At 72.6% G+C, this 18,319-nt stretch carries 20 protein-coding genes and 4 pseudogenes; 14 read left to right on the top strand and 10 right to left on the bottom strand.

Annotated features, from left to right (window positions below; genetic code table 11):
• The first annotated feature begins 32 nt into the window (after positions 1–32).
• From O0235_RS07855 to O0235_RS07840, 5 genes and pseudogenes are all read left to right on the top strand, one after another.
• On the top strand, positions 33–905 hold the full coding sequence (locus O0235_RS07855; RefSeq protein WP_270057991.1) for an ABC transporter substrate-binding protein: 873 nt from the start codon (positions 33–35) through the stop codon (positions 903–905).
• A pseudogene (locus O0235_RS15795) lies at positions 902–1,555 on the top strand (ABC transporter permease); the annotation flags it as partial. The gene O0235_RS07855 and the pseudogene O0235_RS15795, both read left to right, overlap by 4 nt.
• A gap of 37 nt (positions 1,556–1,592) precedes the next feature.
• Positions 1,593–2,762: an ATP-binding cassette domain-containing protein gene (locus O0235_RS07850; protein WP_270057990.1), complete on the top strand. Its 1,170-nt coding sequence runs from the start codon at positions 1,593–1,595 to the stop codon at positions 2,760–2,762.
• Positions 2,759–3,139, top strand: coding sequence for a hypothetical protein (locus O0235_RS07845; protein WP_270057989.1), 381 nt, complete (start codon positions 2,759–2,761; stop codon positions 3,137–3,139). Before O0235_RS07850 ends, O0235_RS07845 begins: the two co-directional genes overlap by 4 nt.
• A gap of 130 nt (positions 3,140–3,269) precedes the next feature.
• Positions 3,270–3,527: a hypothetical protein gene (locus O0235_RS07840; RefSeq protein ID WP_270057988.1), complete on the top strand. Its 258-nt coding sequence runs from the start codon at positions 3,270–3,272 to the stop codon at positions 3,525–3,527.
• 15 nt (positions 3,528–3,542) lie between these two features.
• On the opposite strand, the pseudogene O0235_RS07835 reads toward O0235_RS07840, so the two are convergent.
• From O0235_RS07835 to O0235_RS07825, 5 genes and pseudogenes are all read right to left on the bottom strand, one after another.
• Positions 3,543–3,938, bottom strand: a pseudogene (locus O0235_RS07835) (histidine phosphatase family protein); the annotation flags it as partial.
• A 77-nt stretch (positions 3,939–4,015) separates the two neighbouring features.
• Positions 4,016–4,170, bottom strand: a pseudogene (locus O0235_RS15790) (histidine phosphatase family protein); the annotation flags it as partial.
• A gap of 35 nt (positions 4,171–4,205) precedes the next feature.
• On the bottom strand, positions 4,206–4,709 hold the full coding sequence (locus O0235_RS15785; protein WP_373324430.1) for a P1 family peptidase: 504 nt from the start codon (positions 4,707–4,709) through the stop codon (positions 4,206–4,208).
• A gap of 134 nt (positions 4,710–4,843) precedes the next feature.
• Positions 4,844–5,251 (bottom strand): annotated as a pseudogene (locus O0235_RS15780) (P1 family peptidase); the annotation flags it as partial.
• Between the two features lie 710 nt (positions 5,252–5,961).
• Positions 5,962–7,293: a M20/M25/M40 family metallo-hydrolase gene (locus O0235_RS07825; protein WP_270057986.1), complete on the bottom strand. Its 1,332-nt coding sequence runs from the start codon at positions 7,291–7,293 to the stop codon at positions 5,962–5,964.
• A 74-nt stretch (positions 7,294–7,367) separates the two neighbouring features.
• On the opposite strand from O0235_RS07825, the gene O0235_RS07820 reads away from it, so the two are divergent.
• From O0235_RS07820 to O0235_RS07800, 5 genes are all read left to right on the top strand, one after another.
• The gene (locus O0235_RS07820; RefSeq protein ID WP_270057985.1) at positions 7,368–7,760 is read left to right on the top strand and encodes an FAD-dependent oxidoreductase; all 393 of its coding nucleotides are present in this window, start codon (positions 7,368–7,370) and stop codon (positions 7,758–7,760) included.
• The gene (locus tag O0235_RS07815; RefSeq protein ID WP_270057984.1) at positions 7,667–8,047 is read left to right on the top strand and encodes an FAD-dependent monooxygenase; all 381 of its coding nucleotides are present in this window, start codon (positions 7,667–7,669) and stop codon (positions 8,045–8,047) included. The genes O0235_RS07820 and O0235_RS07815 overlap by 94 nt, the downstream gene beginning before the upstream one ends.
• 80 nt (positions 8,048–8,127) lie before the next feature.
• A complete protein-coding gene (locus tag O0235_RS07810; RefSeq protein WP_373324396.1) occupies positions 8,128–8,598 on the top strand; it encodes an FAD-dependent oxidoreductase in 471 nt (156 codons plus the stop codon).
• A gap of 169 nt (positions 8,599–8,767) precedes the next feature.
• Entirely contained in the window at positions 8,768–9,115 is a 348-nt protein-coding gene (locus O0235_RS07805; protein WP_373324395.1) for a MarR family winged helix-turn-helix transcriptional regulator, read from the top strand.
• Between the two features lie 451 nt (positions 9,116–9,566).
• Positions 9,567–10,235, top strand: coding sequence for a class I SAM-dependent methyltransferase (locus tag O0235_RS07800; protein WP_270057982.1), 669 nt, complete (start codon positions 9,567–9,569; stop codon positions 10,233–10,235).
• Positions 10,236–10,244: 9 nt separating this feature from the next.
• On the opposite strand, the gene O0235_RS07795 is transcribed toward O0235_RS07800, so the two are convergent.
• Entirely contained in the window at positions 10,245–11,204 is a 960-nt protein-coding gene (locus O0235_RS07795) for a PLP-dependent cysteine synthase family protein (RefSeq protein ID WP_270057981.1), read from the bottom strand.
• Positions 11,205–11,278: 74 nt separating this feature from the next.
• Entirely contained in the window at positions 11,279–12,799 is a 1,521-nt protein-coding gene (locus tag O0235_RS07790; protein WP_270057980.1) for an inositol-3-phosphate synthase, read from the bottom strand.
• 152 nt (positions 12,800–12,951) lie between these two features.
• Here O0235_RS07790 and O0235_RS07785 point away from each other — a divergent pair, with 152 nt between their 5' ends.
• On the top strand, positions 12,952–13,167 hold the full coding sequence (locus O0235_RS07785) for a YgaP family membrane protein (RefSeq protein ID WP_270057979.1): 216 nt from the start codon (positions 12,952–12,954) through the stop codon (positions 13,165–13,167).
• Between the two features lie 6 nt (positions 13,168–13,173).
• On the opposite strand, the gene O0235_RS07780 is transcribed toward O0235_RS07785, so the two are convergent.
• From O0235_RS07780 to O0235_RS07770, 3 genes are all read right to left on the bottom strand, one after another.
• Positions 13,174–13,455, bottom strand: coding sequence for a hypothetical protein (locus O0235_RS07780; protein ID WP_270057978.1), 282 nt, complete (start codon positions 13,453–13,455; stop codon positions 13,174–13,176).
• Positions 13,456–13,552: 97 nt separating this feature from the next.
• Positions 13,553–14,266 (bottom strand): HAD family hydrolase, encoded by a 714-nt coding sequence (locus tag O0235_RS07775; protein ID WP_270057977.1) that lies wholly within the window; start codon positions 14,264–14,266, stop codon positions 13,553–13,555.
• 47 nt (positions 14,267–14,313) lie between these two features.
• Positions 14,314–15,585 carry a glycosyltransferase gene (locus O0235_RS07770; protein ID WP_270057976.1) on the bottom strand — a complete coding sequence of 424 codons (1,272 nt, stop codon included), beginning with the start codon at positions 15,583–15,585 and terminating at the stop codon, positions 14,314–14,316.
• A 97-nt stretch (positions 15,586–15,682) separates the two neighbouring features.
• Between O0235_RS07770 and O0235_RS07765 the strand changes: the two genes are divergently transcribed.
• Genes O0235_RS07765 through O0235_RS07755 form a run of 3 tightly spaced genes read left to right on the top strand, consistent with a single transcriptional unit; the run spans position 15,683 to position 18,120 of the window.
• A complete protein-coding gene (locus O0235_RS07765) occupies positions 15,683–15,955 on the top strand; it encodes a hypothetical protein (protein WP_270057975.1) in 273 nt (90 codons plus the stop codon).
• Positions 15,952–16,548, top strand: coding sequence for a dCTP deaminase (dcd, locus tag O0235_RS07760; protein WP_270057974.1), 597 nt, complete (start codon positions 15,952–15,954; stop codon positions 16,546–16,548). The genes O0235_RS07765 and dcd overlap by 4 nt, the downstream gene beginning before the upstream one ends.
• A gap of 18 nt (positions 16,549–16,566) precedes the next feature.
• Positions 16,567–18,120 (top strand): carbon-nitrogen hydrolase family protein, encoded by a 1,554-nt coding sequence (locus tag O0235_RS07755; protein WP_270057973.1) that lies wholly within the window; start codon positions 16,567–16,569, stop codon positions 18,118–18,120.
• Positions 18,121–18,319: the final 199 nt, after the last annotated feature.

The following is an 18,319-nucleotide window of genomic DNA, read 5'->3' as shown; positions in this document are numbered from 1 at the left end:
ATGCTCAGGCGAGCATTTCGAGGAGTCGGCGCATGGTGCGGCGAGGGGCCTGGCTCGTGCTCGTGGTGCTGGGGGCGCTGGCAGCCGCGGCCTGCGGCGGCGGCGCGGCGGCGGGGCCGGCCGACCGGCCCGGGGAGATCGGCGGTTCGCTCATCCTCGCGACGACGACGAGCACGCAGGACAGCGGCCTGCTCGACGTGCTGGTGCCGCGCTTCGAGGCCGAAACCGGCACGCGCGTGAAGGTCATCGCCGTCGGCTCCGGCGCGGCGCTGGAGATGGCCAAGCGGGGCGACGCGGATGCGGTCCTGAGCCACGCGCCGGAGGCGGAGGCGCCGCTCGTCGCGTCTGGCGACCTGGTCGAAGGCCGGCGCGTGATGCACAACGATTTCGTGCTCGTGGGGCCGCCCTCGGACCCGGCGGGCGTGCGGGGCGCGGGGAGCATCGAGGACGCCATGCGGCGCATCGCGGCGGCCGGCACGTTCGTTTCGCGGGGCGACAACTCGGGCACGCACGCGAAGGAGCTGGCGCTCTGGCGGGCGGCGGGCCTCGACCCGGCGGCAGTCCGCCGGGAGGAGACGGGGCAGGGGATGGGCGCAACGCTGAATATCGCCGACCAGCGGCGGGCGTACACGCTCACGGACCGCGCGACCTACCTCGCGCTGCGCAGCCGGCTGGAGCTGACGGTGCTGTTCGCGGGCGACGCGGCGCTCCAGAACGTCTACCACGTCTACGTGGTGAATCCGGAGAAGCACCCGGGCGTGAAGGCCGCGCAGGCGCGGGCGTGGGCAGCCTTCCTCGTCTCGGACGAGGCGCAGCAGGTCATCGCGGCGTTTGGGCGGGACCGGTACGGCGAACCGCTCTTCTTCGCCGACGCCGCCGCGGGGGCCGCGGAGGGCAGCCGGTGAGCGACCTCTGGGCCGGGGTGCTCGAGGCGCTGCGGCTGGTCGCCGCGGGCGACCGCGAAGTGCGGGAGATCGCGCTCCGCACGATCTACGTCTCCGGGACTGCGACGCTGCTGGCGATGCTCGCGGGGGTGCCGGCGGGGTACGCGCTCGCGCGCCTGCGGTTCCCGGGCCGCACGCTCGTGCTGGGAGCGGTGAACACGGGGATGGGGATGCCGCCGGTGGTGGTGGGACTCGTCGTGTGGCTGCTCCTGGTGCGGTCCGGGCCGCTGGGCGGGCTGGAGCTGATCTACACGCGCGAGGCGATGATCCTCGCCCAGTTCCTGATTGCGACGCCGCTAGTCATCGGTTTCACGGCGGCGGCGGTGCAGGCGCTGCCGCCGGAGCTGCCGGAGCTGCTGCAGGTGCTGGGCGCCGGGCGCGCGCGGCGGCTCTGGCTCCTCGCGCGCGAGGCGCGGCTGGGGCTGCTCGCGGCCGTGATGGCCGGCTTCGGCGGCGTCGTTTCGGAAGTCGGGGCATCGATGGCCGTCGGCGGCAACCTGCAGGGGCAGACGCGCGTGCTGACGACCGCCATCGTGACCGAGACGAGCCGGGGGAACACCGAGCGGGCGCTGGCGCTCGGCATCATCCTGCTGGCGCTGGCGTTCGCGGTGAACCTCATCCTGACGCGCCGCAGCAGCGGTCCGGCTGATGGAGGTCCGTTTCGAGGACGTCGAGGTCCGCAAGGGCGGGCGGACGGTGCTGGAGGTGCCGGGGCTGACGCTCGGGCGGGCGGCCGTGACGGCGCTGCTCGGCCCGAACGGGTCGGGGAAGACGACGGCGCTGCGGCTCATGGCGGGGCTCGAACGGCCGGCGCGGGGCCGGGTGCTGCTCGATGGCGAGCCGGCGGAGCGGGCCGCAAGGAAGGCGGCCGCCTACGCCTTCCAGCGCGCGGTCTTCCTGCGGGGGACGGTGCGCGCGAACCTCGATCTGGCGCTCCGCCTGCGCGGGGTGCCGGCGGCCGAGCGGGCGAGGCGCATCGCGCGGGCAGCGGAGGCATGCGGCATCGGCCACCTGCTCGAACGGGACGCGCTGCGGCTTTCGGGCGGCGAGGCGCAGCGGGCGAACCTCGCGCGGGCGCTCGCGCTGGAGGCGGAGCTCGTCCTGCTGGATGAGCCGCTGAGCGGGCTCGACGGCCCCGGCCGGGCGGCGCTGCTGGCCGACCTCCCGGGGATGCTCGCTGCGGCGCGGGCGACGGTCGTCCTCGTCACCCACGACCGCGACGAAGCGCTGCTGCTTGCGCAGGAGCTCGTGCTGCTCATCGGCGGCCGGCCGGCGGCCCACGGCCCCGCCGGCGAGGTGTTCCGGCGGCCGCCGACACGGGAGGCGGCGGCCTTCCTCGGCTATACGCTCCTCGGGAGCGAGGCGATTCGGCCGGGCGCGCCACCGTCGGCCCGGGGAGCGGGAGTTCGCGCTCGCGGTCGAGCGGGTGGTCGACCTCGGGACGCACCTTGCGGCGGAAGGGCGAATCGCTGGCGCCCCGGCGCGGGCGGCGGTCCCGGGTGGGACGCCGGCACCCTCGCCGGGCAGCGAAGCGGCGGTCAGCGCGCCGGCGGCGGCGGTGGTGCGCTACCGCGACGACGGGCGGCTGGCGGAGTAGGCTGGAGCCGGATGTGCACGCAGCTCGTAGTCGATGGGGAGGAGATCCCGACCTCGCCCGGGTCGAAGGTGCCGGTGATGCTGCCGTTCAGCGAGCGGGCGCCGGCGCGCATCCCGCTTTCGAAGACGGCTTTCGCGCGCGAACTGCACCTCTGGCGGATGAAGGGAAGCTTCCGTGCGCGAGCGAGGCGGAGGCGTTCGAGGCCGCGAAGCAGAAGGTGACGACGAAGTACGGCGCGGCGCAGGTGATGTGGTTCCATTCAGGGTTCGCGAAGGGGTACATCGCCGGGGTGTCGCGGTTCGCGGAGCGAAACCCGGATTTCGACCCCTCGCGGAAGGCAAACGAGGAGACGAACCCGTTCTTCCTCTGGTTCGACGCGCCGGAGGGGCTCATCGTGCCGGTCGTGCTGAGCGTGGATACGTACCGGTGGAACCCGAAGAAGCAGGAAGGGCTGCGGGTGGTGGCGAACATCGTGACGCGGGACGCGGGCGTCATCGTTCCGCCGGAGATCCACGGGCGGGAGCCGTACTTCATGCGGGCGGAGGACTGGCTGGGGGATGCGCCGCTGCCGAAGCCGGCTGCGCGGGGCGAAGTGTGAAAATTCGTTGACAGGCGGATCTGCGAACGCGTAGGGTGCGGGCGTATGGATGTTCTCGCGGGCATCCACCGACCGTAACGGCGGCGCCGAAAGGTGCCGCCGTTTGTGCTTCTCGAAGGAGGGGTGAACCATGCAGTCGAGCCTCATCGGCAAGATCGAGAAGGCGAAGGTCTATGCGCAGGAGCGGCACCGGATGCAGGTGGACAACCTGCACGTGGCGTTCCACGGGGAGAACAGCGACCACGAGGTGTCGCTGGTCGACGGGCGGTGGCACTGCAATTGCGACTTCTTCGCGCAGTGGTCGGTGTGCAGCCACACGATGGCGCTGGAGCGGATCCTGGAGGGGATGGTGCCGCGGCAGGAGCTGCCGGAGCTGGCGGGGGCGTAGCCGGCCGGCGGCGCCTCAGGGGAGGCCGAGCCCCTCGAGGTGGGAGGTGTCGTTGACAGCGCCGAGGGTGACGCGGCCGCTGCGCCCGAAGGTGAGCCGCGTGACGCTGGTGTTGGCGACGGCGAACGCCCAGGTGCGGTCGACGGGCATGCCGAGCAGCTCGGCGAGGAGGGCTGCGATGGCGTTGCCGTGGGAGACGACGACGAGCCGGCCGCCCTGGTAGCGGTCGACGAGGTCGCGGAGGGCGGCGGCGGTGCGCTCGCGGAGCTGCTGGACGGTTTCGCCGCCGGGCGCGGCCTGGCGCCGGCCGGTGAAGAATTCGCGCAGGAGGTCGGCCTGCGTCTTCGCGATGTCGCTCGCGGGGAGGCCTTCCCATTCGCCGTAGTGCATCTCGCGGAGGCGGGGTCGGGGACGGGGTCGAGCGGCGAGGGGTGGTGCTCGAGGGCGTGGCGGGCGGTGAGGAGCGCGCGGGTGAGGTCGGAGGCGGCCGCCGCATCGAACTGCTGCCCGCGGAGGCGGAGGCCGAGCGCGCGCGCCGGGCGATGCCGCGCGGCGTCAGGTCAGTCTCGGAGTGGCCGCAGAAGCGGCCTTCGATGTTGCCGTAGGTCTCGGCGTGGCGGATGAGGAGGACGTCGGTGGGCACGAAGGTAAGGATAGGGCGCGCGCGGCTTGCGGGCGTCAGCGGGCGGCGGCGGCCCGCCACTCGGCGGCGGAGGGGACGGCCTTCGTGCCGCGCGCGAGGTCGACGGCGCGGAGGACGGCGGCTTCGACGGCCGCGGCAGTGAGCGCGCCGAGGAGGAGGAGGTCGTCCGGCCGGGCGGGAAGGTCGCCGGCGGAAAGCGCGAACGCGATGTCGCCGTCGCCGCGGGTGTGGGCGGGGACGACGCAGCGGGCGAACCCGTCGTGGGCGTGGACGGCGAGCCGCTGGAGTTCGTGCGGTTCGAGGCGGGCGTTCGTGGCGACGCAGAGGAGCGTGGTGTTCTCGAGGTCGCCCGGGGCCGCGGCGGCGCCGGCGGCCGCGGCAGGCTGGAGGGCGTCCATGGCGGCAGTGCGGCGCTCGAGGGCGGCGGGGATGGAGAGGATTTCGCCGGGTTCGTCGCCGCGCGGGCCGGCGCGGCATTCGCCGGTGGCCGGGTCGCAGATGCTGCCGACGGCGTTGACGACGGCGAGGGCGCCGACCATGAGGCCGCCGGGGGCGGCGAGGCTGGCGGTGCCGAGGCCGCCCTTGAGGGCGCGCCGGGGCCGAGCAGCTTCGCGACCGTGGCGCCGGTGCCGGCCCCGACGGAGCCCTCGGCGACGGCCCCGCGGCGGGCGCGGACGGCGGCGAGGTAGCCTTCCTGCGGGCCGGGGAAGGCGAGCGGGTCGCCGAGGGCGAGGTCGTAGATAACGGCGGCGGAGACGATCGGCACCTTCCGCTTCGCGGTCGGAACGCCGATGTCGTGCTCGGCGCACCAGCGCATCACGCCGTCGGCGGCGGCGAGGCCGAAGGCGCTGCCGCCGGCGAAGAGGACGGCGTGGCAGGTGCGGACGAGGTTGGCGAGGCCGAGGACGTCGGTTTCGCGGGTGCCGGGAGCGCCGCCGCGGGCGTCGACGGCGGCGGCGTGGGCGCCGGGGCAGAGGATGACGGTGCAGCCGGTGGCGGCGCGGCGGTCGGTGTAGTGGCCGACGCGGATGCCGGGGATATCGGTGATGGCGTTGCGGGGGCCGGGGCGCCAGGCGCTCATGCTCAGGAGGGGCCTCCCGGCGGTGCGGCGGCCGGCGACGTAGGAGAGGAGGAAGCCGCGGGCGACGCCGGCGAGGTCGGCGGTGAGGTCGGCGAGGGTGGTGGCGCTCGCCTCATCGGCGCCGAAGGAGGAGGCGAGCGGCTCGCCATCGGCGCTCACGCCGGCGAACCAGATGGTCTCGGCGACTTTGCGTCGGGCGAGGTCGGGGATGAGGAGCATGGGGTTGCCGGTCTCGGCGGCGGCGACGAGCCCGGTCAGGTCGGCGAGGTCCGGCCGGCCGCGGAGGAGGCGCGCCCACTCGAGGGCGTCGTCGCCGATGCTGAGGTGGCGGATGACCTGCTCGGGCGAGAGGACGGCGACATCCTGGACGAACTGCTTCCACTCGGCGGCGCCGGGCAGCGGCTCAAGCAGGCGCCGGGCGACGGGATGGGTGCGGTCGGCGAGGGCGCGGTAGACGGCGACGAGGCGGCGGCAGGCCTCGGCGAGCTCCTGGGCGATGAGGCCGGCGAGGATGGCGCGGTCGCCGGCCTCGGCGAAGACGAGCCGGCTGAGCGCGGCATCGGCCGCGGCTTCGGGCTTCTTCAGGGCGGAGCGGGCGTAGGCCTCGACGAAATCGAGCTCGGCGAGGCCCCCGGGGTAGGCGGCAGCGCGGGGTGCGGTGGACATGGCGGCATCGTAGGACATCGGCCGGGCGGGCGGGAGCGGCGGGCTCACGCCCCGGGGCCGCGGGCGCACATCCGGAGCGTGACTTCCCAGAGCATCCGGCAGTTGAGGGTGAACGCTTCGATGCTGACGCGCTCGTTGTGGCCGTGGACGCCGCGGGCGACCTCGGGCGTGGTGAGGCCGCCGGAGAAGCCGTAGGAGATGATGCCGCGGTTGCGGGTCTCGGCGCTGTCGGTGAAGCCGAGGGTCATGCCGGGGACCACGACGGCGTCTTCGGTGAAGTCGCGGATGACCTCTTCGATGCAGCGGAAGAGTTCGGTGTCGAAGGGGCTGGTATCGGAGGCGCGGACGTGGACGGGTTCGACCCGGACGCGGGGGTCGTCGATGACGCGCTCGAGTTCGGCCTGGAACTCGGCAGGGTCGACGCCGGGGAGGAGGCGGATATCGAGGGTCGCCTCGGCGCGGGCGGGGATGACGTTGTGCTTGATGCCGGCGCGCGCGGTGGTGGTGCTGATGGTGTTGGTGAGCATGGCGCGGATGCGCGGGTCCTCGGCGGCGCGGGCGGCGAGGCCCTCGGGGGTGGGGTCGCCGCGGTAGATGCCGGCGCGGGCGAGGCGGCGGAAGTACTCTTCGAGGACGGGCGCGACGGTGAGCGGCCGCTCCCACTGCTGGATGCGCCAGAGCGCGCGGACGAGCCGGTCGAGCGCGTTGTCGTCGTGGGGGACGGAGCCGTGGCCGGGCATGCCTTCGGCGACGAGGCGGAGCCAGAGGGGGCCTTTTTCGGCGACGGCGATGGAGTAGACGGGCCGTTCGACGCCGAACAGTTCGGTGGTGCCGCCGCCGCCTTCGTTGATGATGTACTCGGCGTCCATGGTTTCCGGGTGTTCGCGGAGGATGAAGCGCATGCCGTATTCGCTGCCGGCCTCCTCATCGGCCTGGGCGAAGAAGACGACGTCGCGGGCGAGCGGGATGCCGAGGCGGCGGAGCGTGAGGAAGGTCATGAGCTGGGCGATGCCGAGGCCCTTCATATCGAGGGCGCCGCGGCCCCAGATGTAGCCGTCGCGGACGATGCCGGCGAAGGGGTCGACATCCCAGAATTCGCGCTCGACTGGGACGACGTCGGTGTGGTTGAGGAGCATGAAGGGCCGCTTCGAGCCGTCGCCGGGGAGGACGGCGCGGAGGGAGACGCGGCCGCCGCCGGCGTCGTAGGTGTCGAAGGGGATGCCTTCGGCCTGGAGGAGGCCGCCGAGGAAGGCGCAGGCGAGGTATTCGTTGCCGGGCGGGTTCGAGGTGTCGATGCGGATGAAGCGGCAGAGGAGGTCGATCGCTTCATCGGCGAAGGCGTCCCAGTCGATCGGCGGGGCGGCTTGTGGCGGCATGGGCGGATGGTAGAGGATCGCGGCACGCGCCGCAGGGCGCGGAGACAGCAGCGAACGAACGAAGGATGGCCCCTGTGGAACGGTATGACGTGATCATCGTCGGCGGCGGCATCGCCGGGAGCGGGCTGGCGACGGTGCTTGCCCGGGCCGGGCGCTCGGTGCTCGTGCTGGAGCGGACGGAGCAGTTCCGGGACGTGGTGCGCGGGGAGTGGATTGCGCCGTGGGGCGTGGTCGAAGCGCGGCGGACGGGCCTGTACGACGTGCTGGCCGGGGTGAGCCAGCATCACCTGCCGTACCACGTGGAGTACGGCGAAGGGATCGACCCGGGGAGGCGGACGCGCAGAAGCTGGACCTCCGGGCGTTCCTGCCGGGGGTGCCGGGGCCGCTCGCAATCGGGCACCCGAACGCCTGCCAGGCGCTGTTCGATGCGGCCGTCGCGGCGGGCGCGACGGCCATCCGCGGGGTGACGCGGTTCGAGGTGCGCACGGGCGCCGCGCCGTCGGTGGCGTGGGAGGCCGGCGGGCAGGCGTTCGAAGCGGCGGCGCGGCTGGTGGTGGGGGCCGACGGTCGGAATTCGCAGGTGCGGAAGCAGCTGGGCATCGAGCTCCACGAGGACGAGCCGCACCACCTCTTCGCGGGCCTGCTGGTGGAGGATGTGCCGGACTGGCCGGCGGAGGTGCAGAGCATGGGGACGGAGGCGAACGTGCAGTACTTCGTCTTCCCGCAGGGGGCGGCCGGCACCGGCTCTACCTGAGCTACGGCTACGACCAGAAGGGGCGGTTCAGCGGTGAAGGAGCGGCGGCGCGGTTCCTCGAGGCGTTCCGGCTGCCCTCGGTGCCGGGCAGCGCGGCGATTGCGGCGGGCACGATCGCGGGGCCGTGCCATTCGGTGCCGAACCAGAGCACGTGGGTCGATTCGCCGGTGCGCGACGGGGCCGTGCTCATCGGCGACGCGGCGGGGTTCAACGACCCGATCGTGGGGCAGGGGCTGAGCATCTCGCTCCGCGACGTGCGCATCGTGGGCGAGCTGCTGCTGGGGAGCGACGACTGGGGGCCGGCGCTGTTCGCGCCGTACGCGGAGGAGCGGGCCGAGCGGATGCGGCGGCTCCGGTTCGCCGCCCGGCTCGATGCAGTGATCCACGCGGAGTTCGGGCCGGAGGCGACGGCGCGGAAGCTGCGGTTCCGCGAGGCGCGGGCGAAGAACCCGCTGCTCGGGCTGGCGGCGGCGGCGGTGATGGTCGGGCCGGAGCTGGTGCCGGCAGAGGCCTTCACGGACGAGGCGTGGGCGGAGCTGATGGCGGTGTAAGCACCGCAGTTGATGAGAAGATTGGAAGGTTGCATGATGCGCGGGTCATGGGCGACCTCCGAATGGCGGCGTGGCGCGCGTTCCTCGAGGCGCACGCCCGGGTGACGACGCTGCTCGAGGAGGACCTGCAGCGCGAGCGGGGCTTTCGCTCGCGTGGTACGACGTGCTGGTGCAGCTGGAGGAGGCGGAGGGGAACCGGCTGCGGATGACCGAGCTGGCGCGGCGGGTGGTGATCAGCAAGAGCGGGCTGACGCGGCTGGTGGACCGCATGGTCGAGGCGGGGCTCGTGACCCGCTGCCCGGACGACGCCGACCGGCGTGGCCGGTGGGTGGAGATGACGCCGGCGGGGTTCGAGCGCCTGCGGGACGCGGCGCCGCGCCACCTGCGCGGGGTGCGCCAGTACTTCACGAGCGAGCTGGACGAGCCGAGCGCCGGGGTGCTCGCCCACGTGCTGGGGCGGATCGCGGCGAAGGCCGCGGCCGAGCTGGCGGCGCGGGAGAGCCGGCGGGGGCGGTAGGCGCATCGCCCGTTGGCGCGGCGGGCCGTACGCTCGTGGCGATGCGGCTGACGGTGGAGGCCGAGGGCGCGCCGGCGCAGCGGTTCGTGCCGCCGGGCAATGGGGCGGCGCTGGCCGCGTTCTGCTCCTTCGCGGCGATGCGGGGCTTCGGCGCCGTCCACCCGCTCATCGTGCTCGCCGAACGGCTGCAGGAATCCGGGGTGCGCATGGGACCGCTGACGATGTTCTACGACGAAGCCGCAGAGGACGCGGAGGACCTGGAGAAGCTGGAGCTCGCCTGGCAGGACCGGGCGGGGCGCGGATGGTGTACCGGCTATGATGCGGCGCCGGCGGGCCGTCATCGCGGCGCGGGAGCGCTGGCCCGGCGTGACCGGGCGGTGGCGCTGGCTCGCCTGGCAGGCGGCCGGCTCCCAGGCCGGGCAGGCGCTGCTGACGCCGGCGCGCGGGCCGGGTGCTCGAGCTGCTGGAGCTCCGGCGCGGGCAGGCGCTACCTCGATATCGGNAGCGCTGGCTGACCGGGCGGTGGCGCTGGCTCGCGCAGGCGGCCGGCTCCCAGGCCGGGCAGGCGCTGCTGACGCCGCGCGCGGGCCGGGTGCTCGAGCTGCTGGAGCTCCGGCCGGGCAGGCGCTACCTCGATATCGGCTGCGGGACGGCCGCCTATGCCCACCTGCTCGCGGCGCGCGCGGGCTGCGACGAGCCGCCGGTCTGCATGGACATCGCGCACGGGCCGGGGCCGGTGGACCTCATCGGCTGGCCGGAGAAGCTCCCCTTCCCGGACGCGGCGTTCGACTGCATCACGAGCTTCTACTTCCTGCGGCGGTTCGACGACGACGTGGTGCACGCCTTTGCGCGGGAGCTGGCGCGGGTGCTGGCGCCGGGCGGGCGGGCGCTCGTGCTGGAGATTGCGCCGGTGGTGAATCCGCTGCTCAACCGGCTGCATGCGAAGCTCGTCTCCGGCGGCTGCCCGGCGGTAGACCTCCGGGGCTGGGGCCGGCTGGCGGCGACCTTCAGCGAGGCGGGGTACGACGCCATCGACCTCGTGAACGCGGGCCCCTTCCTCGTGCCGCCCATCCCCCGGGTCGGGCTGCTGCTGCGGAAGGCGCCGGCCGAAGCGGGCTGAGGCGCCGGGCTACCACCAGAGGATATCGTCGAGGGGGTCATCGTCGGCGCCGTTGGGGGCAGGGTCGCCGTCGGCCGACCAGAGGTCGGTGCCGAGGTACTTCCAGCCGCCGTCGGCGAAGATGACGAGGATGTTGCCGCGCTGGAGCCGGGAGGCGGCGCGCATGGCGGCGTGGAGGACGGCGCCGGAGGAGATGCCGCCGAAGAGGCCCTCGGCGAGCATGGCGCGGCGGGCGTGGGAGAACGCGTGGCGGTTGCCGACGAGGATGCGGCCATCGAGGACGGATTCGTCGAGGATCGGGGGGATGAAACCGTCGTCGAGTGATTTGAGGCCCTGGACGTGGACGCCGAGGCGGGGTTCGACGCCGAGGACCTTGCAGGCGGGGTTCGCCTCCTTGAGGCGGCGGCCGACGCCGGTGATGGTGCCGCCGGTGCCGATGCCGGCGACGAAGACATCGACGCCGCCGACGGCGGCCATGTCGGCGAGGATCTCCGCGGCAGTCCATTCTTCGTGGGCGCGGACGTTCTCGTCGCTGTCGAACTGGCCGAAGTAGTGGGCGCCGGTTTCGGCGGCGATGGCGCGGGCGGCTTCGCGGGCGGACTTGATGCCGGCCTGGCGGGGGACGCGGCGGACGCGCGCGCCGTAGACGGCAAGGAGCTGTTCGATTTCGGGGTAGACGGATTCGGGGACGCAGACTTCGACCGGGTGGCCGAGGAGGCGGCCCCAGAGGGCGAGGGCGACGCCGGTGTTGCCGGTGGAGGCTTCGATGATCGGCTGGCCGGGCGTCAGCTGGCCCGCCGCGCGGGCGGCCTCGAGGATGCGGATGACGATGCGGTCTTTGATGGAGCCGGTCGGGTTCTGGCCTTCGAGCTTGGCGAAGATGCGGACGCCGGGGCGCGGCGCGAGGGATCGGAGCTCGACGATGGGGGTATCGCCGGCGAGGGCGCGGACGGAGTCGTAGCGGGGCACGGTTCGATTATGCAGCGAACGGCCCCGGCGGGCTGGCCGGGACCGCTGCGGTGCGGGCAGGAGCGCGGCGGGCGCTACTCCTCTTCGTAGTATTCGAGGCCGAGGTGGGTGATCTGCTCTTCGCCCATGAGCCAGCGGAGGGTGTTCTTCAGCTTGGTCTGCTGGATGAAGAGGTCGTGCTCGGGGTAGACGCTGGGCGCGTGCTGGGGGCTCTTGAAGTAGAAGCTGAGCCACTCCTGGATGCCCTTCATGCCGGCGCGCTGGGCGAGGTCGAAGAAGAGGGCGAGGTCGAGCACGAGGGGCGCGGCGAGGATGGAATCGCGGCAGAGGAAGTCGATCTTGATCTGCATCGGGTAGCCGAGCCACCCGAAGATGTCGATGTTGTCCCAGCCTTCTTTGTTGTCGCCGCGGGGCGGGTAGTAGTTGATGCGGACCTTGTGGTAGATGTTGCCGTAGAGCTGGGGGTAGAGGTCGGGCTGGAGGATGTATTCGAGGACGCCGAGCTTCGATTCTTCCTTGGTCTTGAAGCTTTCGGGGTCATCGAGGACTTCGCCGTCGCGGTTGCCGAGGATGTTGGTGGAGTACCAGCCGGCGACGCCGAGCATGCGGGCTTTGAGCATGGGGGCGATGACCGTCTTGACGAGGGTCTGGCCGGTCTTGAAGTCCTTGCCGCCGATGGGGACGCCGCGGTCGTTTGCGAGTTTGACGAGGGCGGGGATGTCGACGGTGAGGTTGGGGGCGCCGTTGGCGAAGGGGACGCCCTCCATGAGGGCGGCGTAGCCGTAGATCATGGAGGGGGCGATGGCGTCGGAGTTGGCTTCGAGAGCGGCTTCGAAGGCTTCGAGGTTGGCGTGCTCGGCCGACTGCTCCATGAAGACTTCGGTGGAGGCGCACCAGATCATGACGAGGCGGTCGCAGCCGTTGCGGGCCTTGAAGTCGCGGATGTCCTGGCGGATGGCTTCAGCGAGGGCCATCTTGGTGGGGGCGGATTTGACGTTGGTGCCGTGGAGGCGCTTGACGTAGCGCTGGTCGAAGACGGCAGGCATCGGTTCGATGCCGCGGAGGAAATCGGCGATGGGGTCGAGGTGCTCGTGGCGGTCGAGGACGCCGGCCTTGAGGGCGGCGTCGTAGGCGTTGTCGGGGATCGGGTCCCAGGCGCCGAAGACGAGGTCGTCGAGGCTGGCGAGGGGGACGAACTCTTTGATGAGCGGGGAGCGCTTTTCGGTGCGCTTGCCGAGGCGGATGGTGCCCATCTGGGTGAGGGAGCCGATGGGGAGGGCGCCGCGGGAGCGGGCGTTTTCGACGCCGGCGATGAAGGTGGTGGCGACGGCGCCGAGGCCGACGAGGAGGACGCCGAGTTTGCCGGAGGCGGGCTCGATGGTCCGGGGCTGGGGCTGGACGAAATCTTTGGGTTCCAGGATGACACCTCGCTGGCGGGCGAGCGACATGAGGGCGCCGTGCCATTGGGCCGGGATGCGCCCCGTCTTCGCCCAGTGTTGGACGGTGCTCTGGCGCCTGCCGAGGAGGGCGGCGAGGGCGCTCTGGCCGCCGAACCGGCGGATGATCCGTTCGGCGGGGTTGAGCTGGTCGTCCACGGGAGACAGTGTAACGAAAAATTCGTTACCGGTCGAGGAACGAACGGCCCGGCGAGGCTGGCCGGGTCGGACGTCGCGGCCTGATCAGGGGGTGGACAGGATGCGTATGATCGCGGCGGCGGCAGGGAATGCCGCACCGATGGAGGGACAGGATGGCACTCGCACGGTTCATGGCTTCGACGGCGGGGCGGCTGCTCCGCATCGCCCTGGGCATCGCCCTCATCGTCATCGGGCTGCTGGTCGGCGGCCCGGCGGGCTGGGTGATCGCGGTCATCGGGCTGGTGCCGATCGCTGCCGGCGCGGCGAACGTCTGCCTCATCGGGCCGGTCATCGGGGCGCCGTTCAAGGGGTCGGAGCTGCGGCGGTAGGCGGGCTCAGCGGTCGCTGATGCGGGCGAGGAAGGCGAGGTACTCCTCGCGGCGGCCGGCGAGCGCGGCGAGCAGCAGCCCGAGCAGGACGAAGGGCACGCGCAGCAGGAACCCGGCAGCGTACGCGAGCAGCGGGCCGAGGATGACCCATGCCATGGCATAGAGAACGGCGCCGCTGAGGACGAACCAGCCGAGGCCGCCGAGCCAGATGATGACCATCAGGCAGCCGCCGAGGATGTGGGCGATGCCGGCGATCCAGGCGGCGGCCGCGAGGACGGCGTCGCGCATGCGCTTCCCCCCGGATGACGGGCCGGGCGGCCCGGGATGCGGGCGCAGCATGGCAGGAGGGCGCGACAGCTGACGTCGCGGCGCGCCGGGGCGCAGGTCAGAGGCCGAGCGGTTCGCGGAGGTCGGCGAGGTGGGCGAGGACGCGGTCGGGGAGGGCGGGGGCATCCTCGCCGAGTTCGAGCCGGTCGCGGTGGATCCAGGCGGCGTGGATGCCGGCGCGGCGGGCGCCGCCGATATCGGCGTAGAGGTTGTCGCCGATGTGCCAGGCTTCTTCCGGCCGCGCGCCGGTGCGCTCGAGGGCGTGGGCGAAGACTGCCGGGTCGGGCTTGCCGCGGCCGAATTCGCCTTCGATGACGATGACATCGAAGTGCGCTTCGATGGGGAAGCGGCTGAGCTTCCAGCGCTGCATCTCGGCGGGGCCGTTGGTGAGGAGGCCGAGCCGGAAGCCGGCGTCCCGGAGGCGCTGGAGGGTTTCGAGGCTGTCGTCGAAGAGGCGCATGCGGGCGGCCTGCTCGTCCCAGTAGCGGTCGGCGAGGCGGGGCGCGGCGGCCGGGTCGAGGCCGAGCCGTTCGAGGGCGAGCGCGACGTTGTGGCGGCGGGCGTCGTGGAGGCGGGTGCGCCAGTGTTCGACCGCGGCTTCATCCTTCCAGAAGGTCATGAGCTGCTCGCGGATGGCCTGCTGGAGCGGTTCCGGCTCGATGCCGAGCTCGGGGGCGAAGGCGGCGCAGGTCGATTTCCAGGCTTCCTGCACGCCGCCGGAGGTATCGAGCAGGGTGTCGTCGAGGTCGAAGAAGATGGCGCGGGGGGTCACGATCCCATCGTAGGCGCCGCGCGGGCGGGGTGTCGACGCGGGGCGGGTCAGCCGCCGCTGGCGATGACGGCGGCCTCCCACGCTTCGGGGGCGAAGGGCCGGCCGGCCGGCGGTTCGTGGCGGGCGAAGCGGGCCAGGGCGGCATCGTAGACGTCGGCGATGCGGAGGCCGACGGTGCTCCAGCGGAAGCGCTCGACGCTGGCGCGGGCGGCGCGGCCGAAGTTGGCGCGCAGCTCGGGGTTGGCGAGGAGGACGTCGAGCTTCTCGGTGAACGGTTCGGGGCAGCGCCAGGGGATGAGGTAGCCGGTGACGCCGTCGATGACGGTGGACTGGAGGCCGCCGACGCGGGAGGCGACGACCGGGGTGCCGCAGGCCATGGCTTCGACGGCGACGAGGCCGAAGCTTTCGTAGAAGCTGGGCACGACGCAGACATCGGCGGCGCTGTAGTAGCGGGGGAGTTCGGCGTGGTCGACGGCGCCGGTGAAGCGGACGCGGTCGGCAAGGCCGAGGCGGGCAGCCTGTGCTTCGAGTTCGGCGCGGAGGGGCGCGGCGCGGTCGTCGCCGCCGAGGATGAGGAGGAGGGCGTCGCGGCGTTCGAGCCCGGCGACGGCATCGAGGAGGATTTCGAGGCCTTTGAGCTTCTCGAGGCGGCCGACCCAGAGGAGGACGGGGCGGTCGAGCGGGAGGCCGAGGCTGGCGCGGCATGTTTCGCGCGGGAGGGGCTGGAAGAGGTCGAGGTCGATGCCGCAGGGGACGGTGTGCATGCGGGCCGGGTCGGCGCCGTAGTAGCGTTCGAGGAGCTGGCGTTCGTGGCCGCTGGCGGTGACGATGGCGTCGGCGCGCCGGGCGATGGTGCGCTCGTGGCGGATGCGGAGGGTGGGCTCGGCCTCGCCGAAGCGGGCGCGGTTTTTGACTTCGCCGAGGGTGTGGAACATGACGACGTGGGGCAGGCGGAGGCGGCGGGCGAGGATGGTGCCGGCCCAGCCGGACTGCCAGTAGTGGGAGTGGATGAGGTCGTAGCCGGGGGCGTCGCAGGCGAAGGCGTGGAGGTTGCGGACGAACTCGGGGAGGTGGCCGATGATGGCTTCTTTTTCGATGGGGGCGGGCGGGCCGGCGTCGATGCGGACGAGGCGGAGGCGGGGCGCGATGGGTTCGACGGCGGGCAGGAGGCCGTCGCGGCGGGTGAAGATGTCGACCTCGTAGCCGAGGCTGGCGAGTTCGCGGGAGAGTTCGAGGACGTAGACGTTCATGCCCCCGGTTTCGCGGCCGCCGAGGGGCGCGAGGGGGCTGGTGTGGGCGGAGACCATGGCGATGCGCATGCACGGTCCATTGTGCCGGATCGGGGGCGGGGGCGGGTGGTATGCGTTGCGATGCGAACACCTGTGCGCAACAATGCGCGGGCACAGGAGGCCCAGGATGTCGAATGCCACAGTCCGCGCGCGCCTGTCGGACGGCCTGTTCCCCTCGGAGGTGGCGGCGATCATCGAGGATATCGACGGGCAGCAGATCGGCTTCATCGCCTCGGCTGACCTCGTTGTCGACCGTCACAACGGGAGCGGGCGGGTGACGGTCCGCGTGCTCGAGAAGCGGGGCGACCATGCGCTAATCGAAGTCCCTGGCGACGTCTACGGGGCGGTGCGGTACGCGGTCGTGCCGCTAAGCAGCCTCTCCAGTGAGCAGCCAGGGTGATCCTCAGCGACGCCGCGATCATCGAGGCGCTCCGGGACGGCCGGCTGGTCATCGAGCCACGGCCGGCACTCCCCTCTCCCAACAGCGCGGGGGCGTTCGACCCGACATCAGTGAACCTGCGGCTCGGGCGGGTGCTCCGCGTGCCTGCGAAGGATGTCAGCGTGACGTTCGACCCGACCGTCGGCCGCGTTGCCGCCACGCTGGACCGGCTCTACGACCGGGTGGAGATCGCAGACGAGGGGTTCGTGCTCGACCCGGGCCGGTTCGTGCTGGGGATGACAGAAGAGCAGATTCGTCTCCCGCTTCCGCCTGAGCTTTCGGAGGAGGCGGGGGAGCGGGGCTGCCTCGCGGCGCGGGTGGAGGGGAAGAGTTCGCTTGCCCGTCTCGGGCTGCTCATCCACTTCACAGCGCCGACGATCCACGCCGGCTTTCGCGGCACGATTGCGCTCGAGATGATGAATCTCGGGCCGGCAGGCATTCGCCTCAGGGCCGGGATGCCCATCTGCCAGCTCATCCTCGAGCCGGTCGTGGGGCTTCCCCTCGGCGCCGGAGGCCAGTTCCTCGGCCAGGCGGACCCTGCAGGCCGGCCATAATCTCCGCGGGAGGTACCCATGCAGCCGTTCAGGGTTGGGCTTTGCCAGGTGCCGGCGCACCCGCTGGAGCGCGCCGAGGAGAACTGGGCCGCGATCATGGAGGCGCTCGATGAGGCCGGGCGGCAGGGTGCGCAGCTCGTCGGCCTGCCGGAGTGCTCCTACCCCGCCTACTACGTCCGCGACCAGCGGCCGTACGACCGGCCCGGGGTGCGGCCGTTCGCCGAGGTGACAGCGGCGCTGGCCGGGAAATGCCGCCAGTGGGGCTACTGGCTGGCGGCGGGGCTCGCCGTGCCGCACGACGACGGCAGCCTGACAAACAGCGGGCTCGTCTTCGACCCCGCGGGCGAGGTGCGCGGGCGGTACGACAAGAGCTTCCTCTGGCATTTCGATGCGCGCTGGTTCCGGCGCGGTCAGGCGTTCCCGGTGTGGGATGCGGGGTTCGCGCGGTTCGGCATCCTCATCTGCGCGGATGCGCGCCAGCCAGAGGTGGCGCGGGCGCTGGCGGTCAATGGGGCCGAGGTAATCCTCGACCTCACGGCGTGGGTCTCGTGGGGCCGGACGATGGCGGAGCTTTCGACCACGCAGTGCGAGTACCTCGTGCCGGTGCGGGCGTTCGAGAACGGCGTGTGGATCGCCGCCGCGGACAAGTTCGGCCCGGAGGGCAGCTCGCTGGTGTACGCCGGGCGCTCGTCGGTCTACGACCCCGCCGGGGTGACCCGGTTCTGCGCGCCGGCGGACAGCGGCGCGGTGGTGACGTTCGATATCGAGCCGATGGCGGCCGAGCGGCCGCGCCGGCGGCCTGCGCTCTACGGCCGGCTGGTGGAGCCGACGGCGGGGCTGCCGGCGATGCAGGCGCTGGCGGAGCCGGTGGTGCCGGCGCAGCTCAGCCGGCGGGTGGCGGCGGCGCCGTCGCGGCCGGCGTGGGACGCCGACGGGCTGCTCGCGCTCTACCTCGACCAGCGCGAACAGGACGCGGACCTCATCGTGGCCGGCGGCGCCGCGGCGCCCGCGGGCTGGGAGGCGGCGCTGCCGCGGCTCGAGGCGGCGGTGCGGGAGCGCGGCGGGAGCCTGCTCTTCGGCGCGCGCGAGGATGGAGCGCATCCGCGCGAACTGGCGGTCCTGGTCACGCCGTCGGCGACGATCGTCCACGCGGCCTCGCACGGGCGGGGTATCGAAACGGGCGAATCGCTGCCGCCGGTGGTGGAGACGCCGGCGGGCCGGGTCGGCATCCTCTGCGGCGAGGAGGGGTTCGTGCCGGAGGTGGCGCGCATCCTCATGCTCGAAGGAGCCGAGGTGCTGGCGTGGACGGCGTTCGCGGAGGAGCCGATGACGGAGCGGGTCGCGCGGGCGCGGAGCGACGAGAACCGGGTCTACACCGCCGTTGCGGGGCCGGAGACGGCGATCATCACCGCCCCGAACGGTGCGCCGCTGACCATTGCGCCGTACGGGAGCGGGCTGGCGATGGCCGCGCAGGTGAACCCGGCGATGGCGCGCTGGAAGGACATGGCGCCGGGCACGAACGCGCTCCTCGACCGCATCCCGGGGGCGTACGGGGATTTGGTGAGGGAGTAGGGAGGAGGGAGGAGGGAGAAGGGGAGAAGGGGAGAAGGGGAGAAGGGGAGAAGGGGAGAGAGGGAGCGAGGGAGAAAGGGAACGGGGAGGCGGGAGAGGAAGTGACCTTCAACCTCCAACCTTCAACCTTCAACCTCCAACCTCCAACCTTCAACCTCCAACCTTCAACCTCCAACCTCCAACCTCCAACCTCCAACCT

It is taken from the genome of Tepidiforma flava, from assembly GCF_027594505.1.
GTDB classification, from domain to species: Bacteria; Chloroflexota; Dehalococcoidia; order Tepidiformales; family Tepidiformaceae; genus Tepidiforma; species Tepidiforma flava.
The sequence above is the reverse complement of the archived record's forward strand: the minus strand, read 5'-3'. Positions and strand labels throughout refer to the sequence as shown.

Bases quoted from the DNA above. Each gene is read 5' to 3' on its own strand.
- O0235_RS07840 (WP_270057988.1), top strand. From the start codon at position 3,270: ATGCAGTCGAGCCTCATCGGCAAGATCGAGAAGGCGAAGGTCTATGCG.
- O0235_RS07770 (WP_270057976.1), bottom strand. From the start codon at position 15,585: ATGCGCATCGCCATGGTCTCCGCCCACACCAGCCCCCTCGCGCCCCTC.
- O0235_RS07850 (WP_270057990.1), top strand. From the start codon at position 1,593: ATGGAGGTCCGTTTCGAGGACGTCGAGGTCCGCAAGGGCGGGCGGACG.
- O0235_RS07780 (WP_270057978.1), bottom strand. From the start codon at position 13,455: ATGCGCGACGCCGTCCTCGCGGCCGCCGCCTGGATCGCCGGCATCGCC.
- O0235_RS15785 (WP_373324430.1), bottom strand. From the start codon at position 4,709: ATGGTCGGCGCCCTCGCCGTCGTCAACGCCGTCGGCAGCATCTGCGAC.
- O0235_RS07765 (WP_270057975.1), top strand. From the start codon at position 15,683: ATGTCGAATGCCACAGTCCGCGCGCGCCTGTCGGACGGCCTGTTCCCC.
- O0235_RS07855 (WP_270057991.1), top strand. From the start codon at position 33: ATGGTGCGGCGAGGGGCCTGGCTCGTGCTCGTGGTGCTGGGGGCGCTG.
- O0235_RS07785 (WP_270057979.1), top strand. From the start codon at position 12,952: ATGGCACTCGCACGGTTCATGGCTTCGACGGCGGGGCGGCTGCTCCGC.
- O0235_RS07755 (WP_270057973.1), top strand. From the start codon at position 16,567: ATGCAGCCGTTCAGGGTTGGGCTTTGCCAGGTGCCGGCGCACCCGCTG.
- O0235_RS07825 (WP_270057986.1), bottom strand. From the start codon at position 7,293: ATGCCGCCACAAGCCGCCCCGCCGATCGACTGGGACGCCTTCGCCGAT.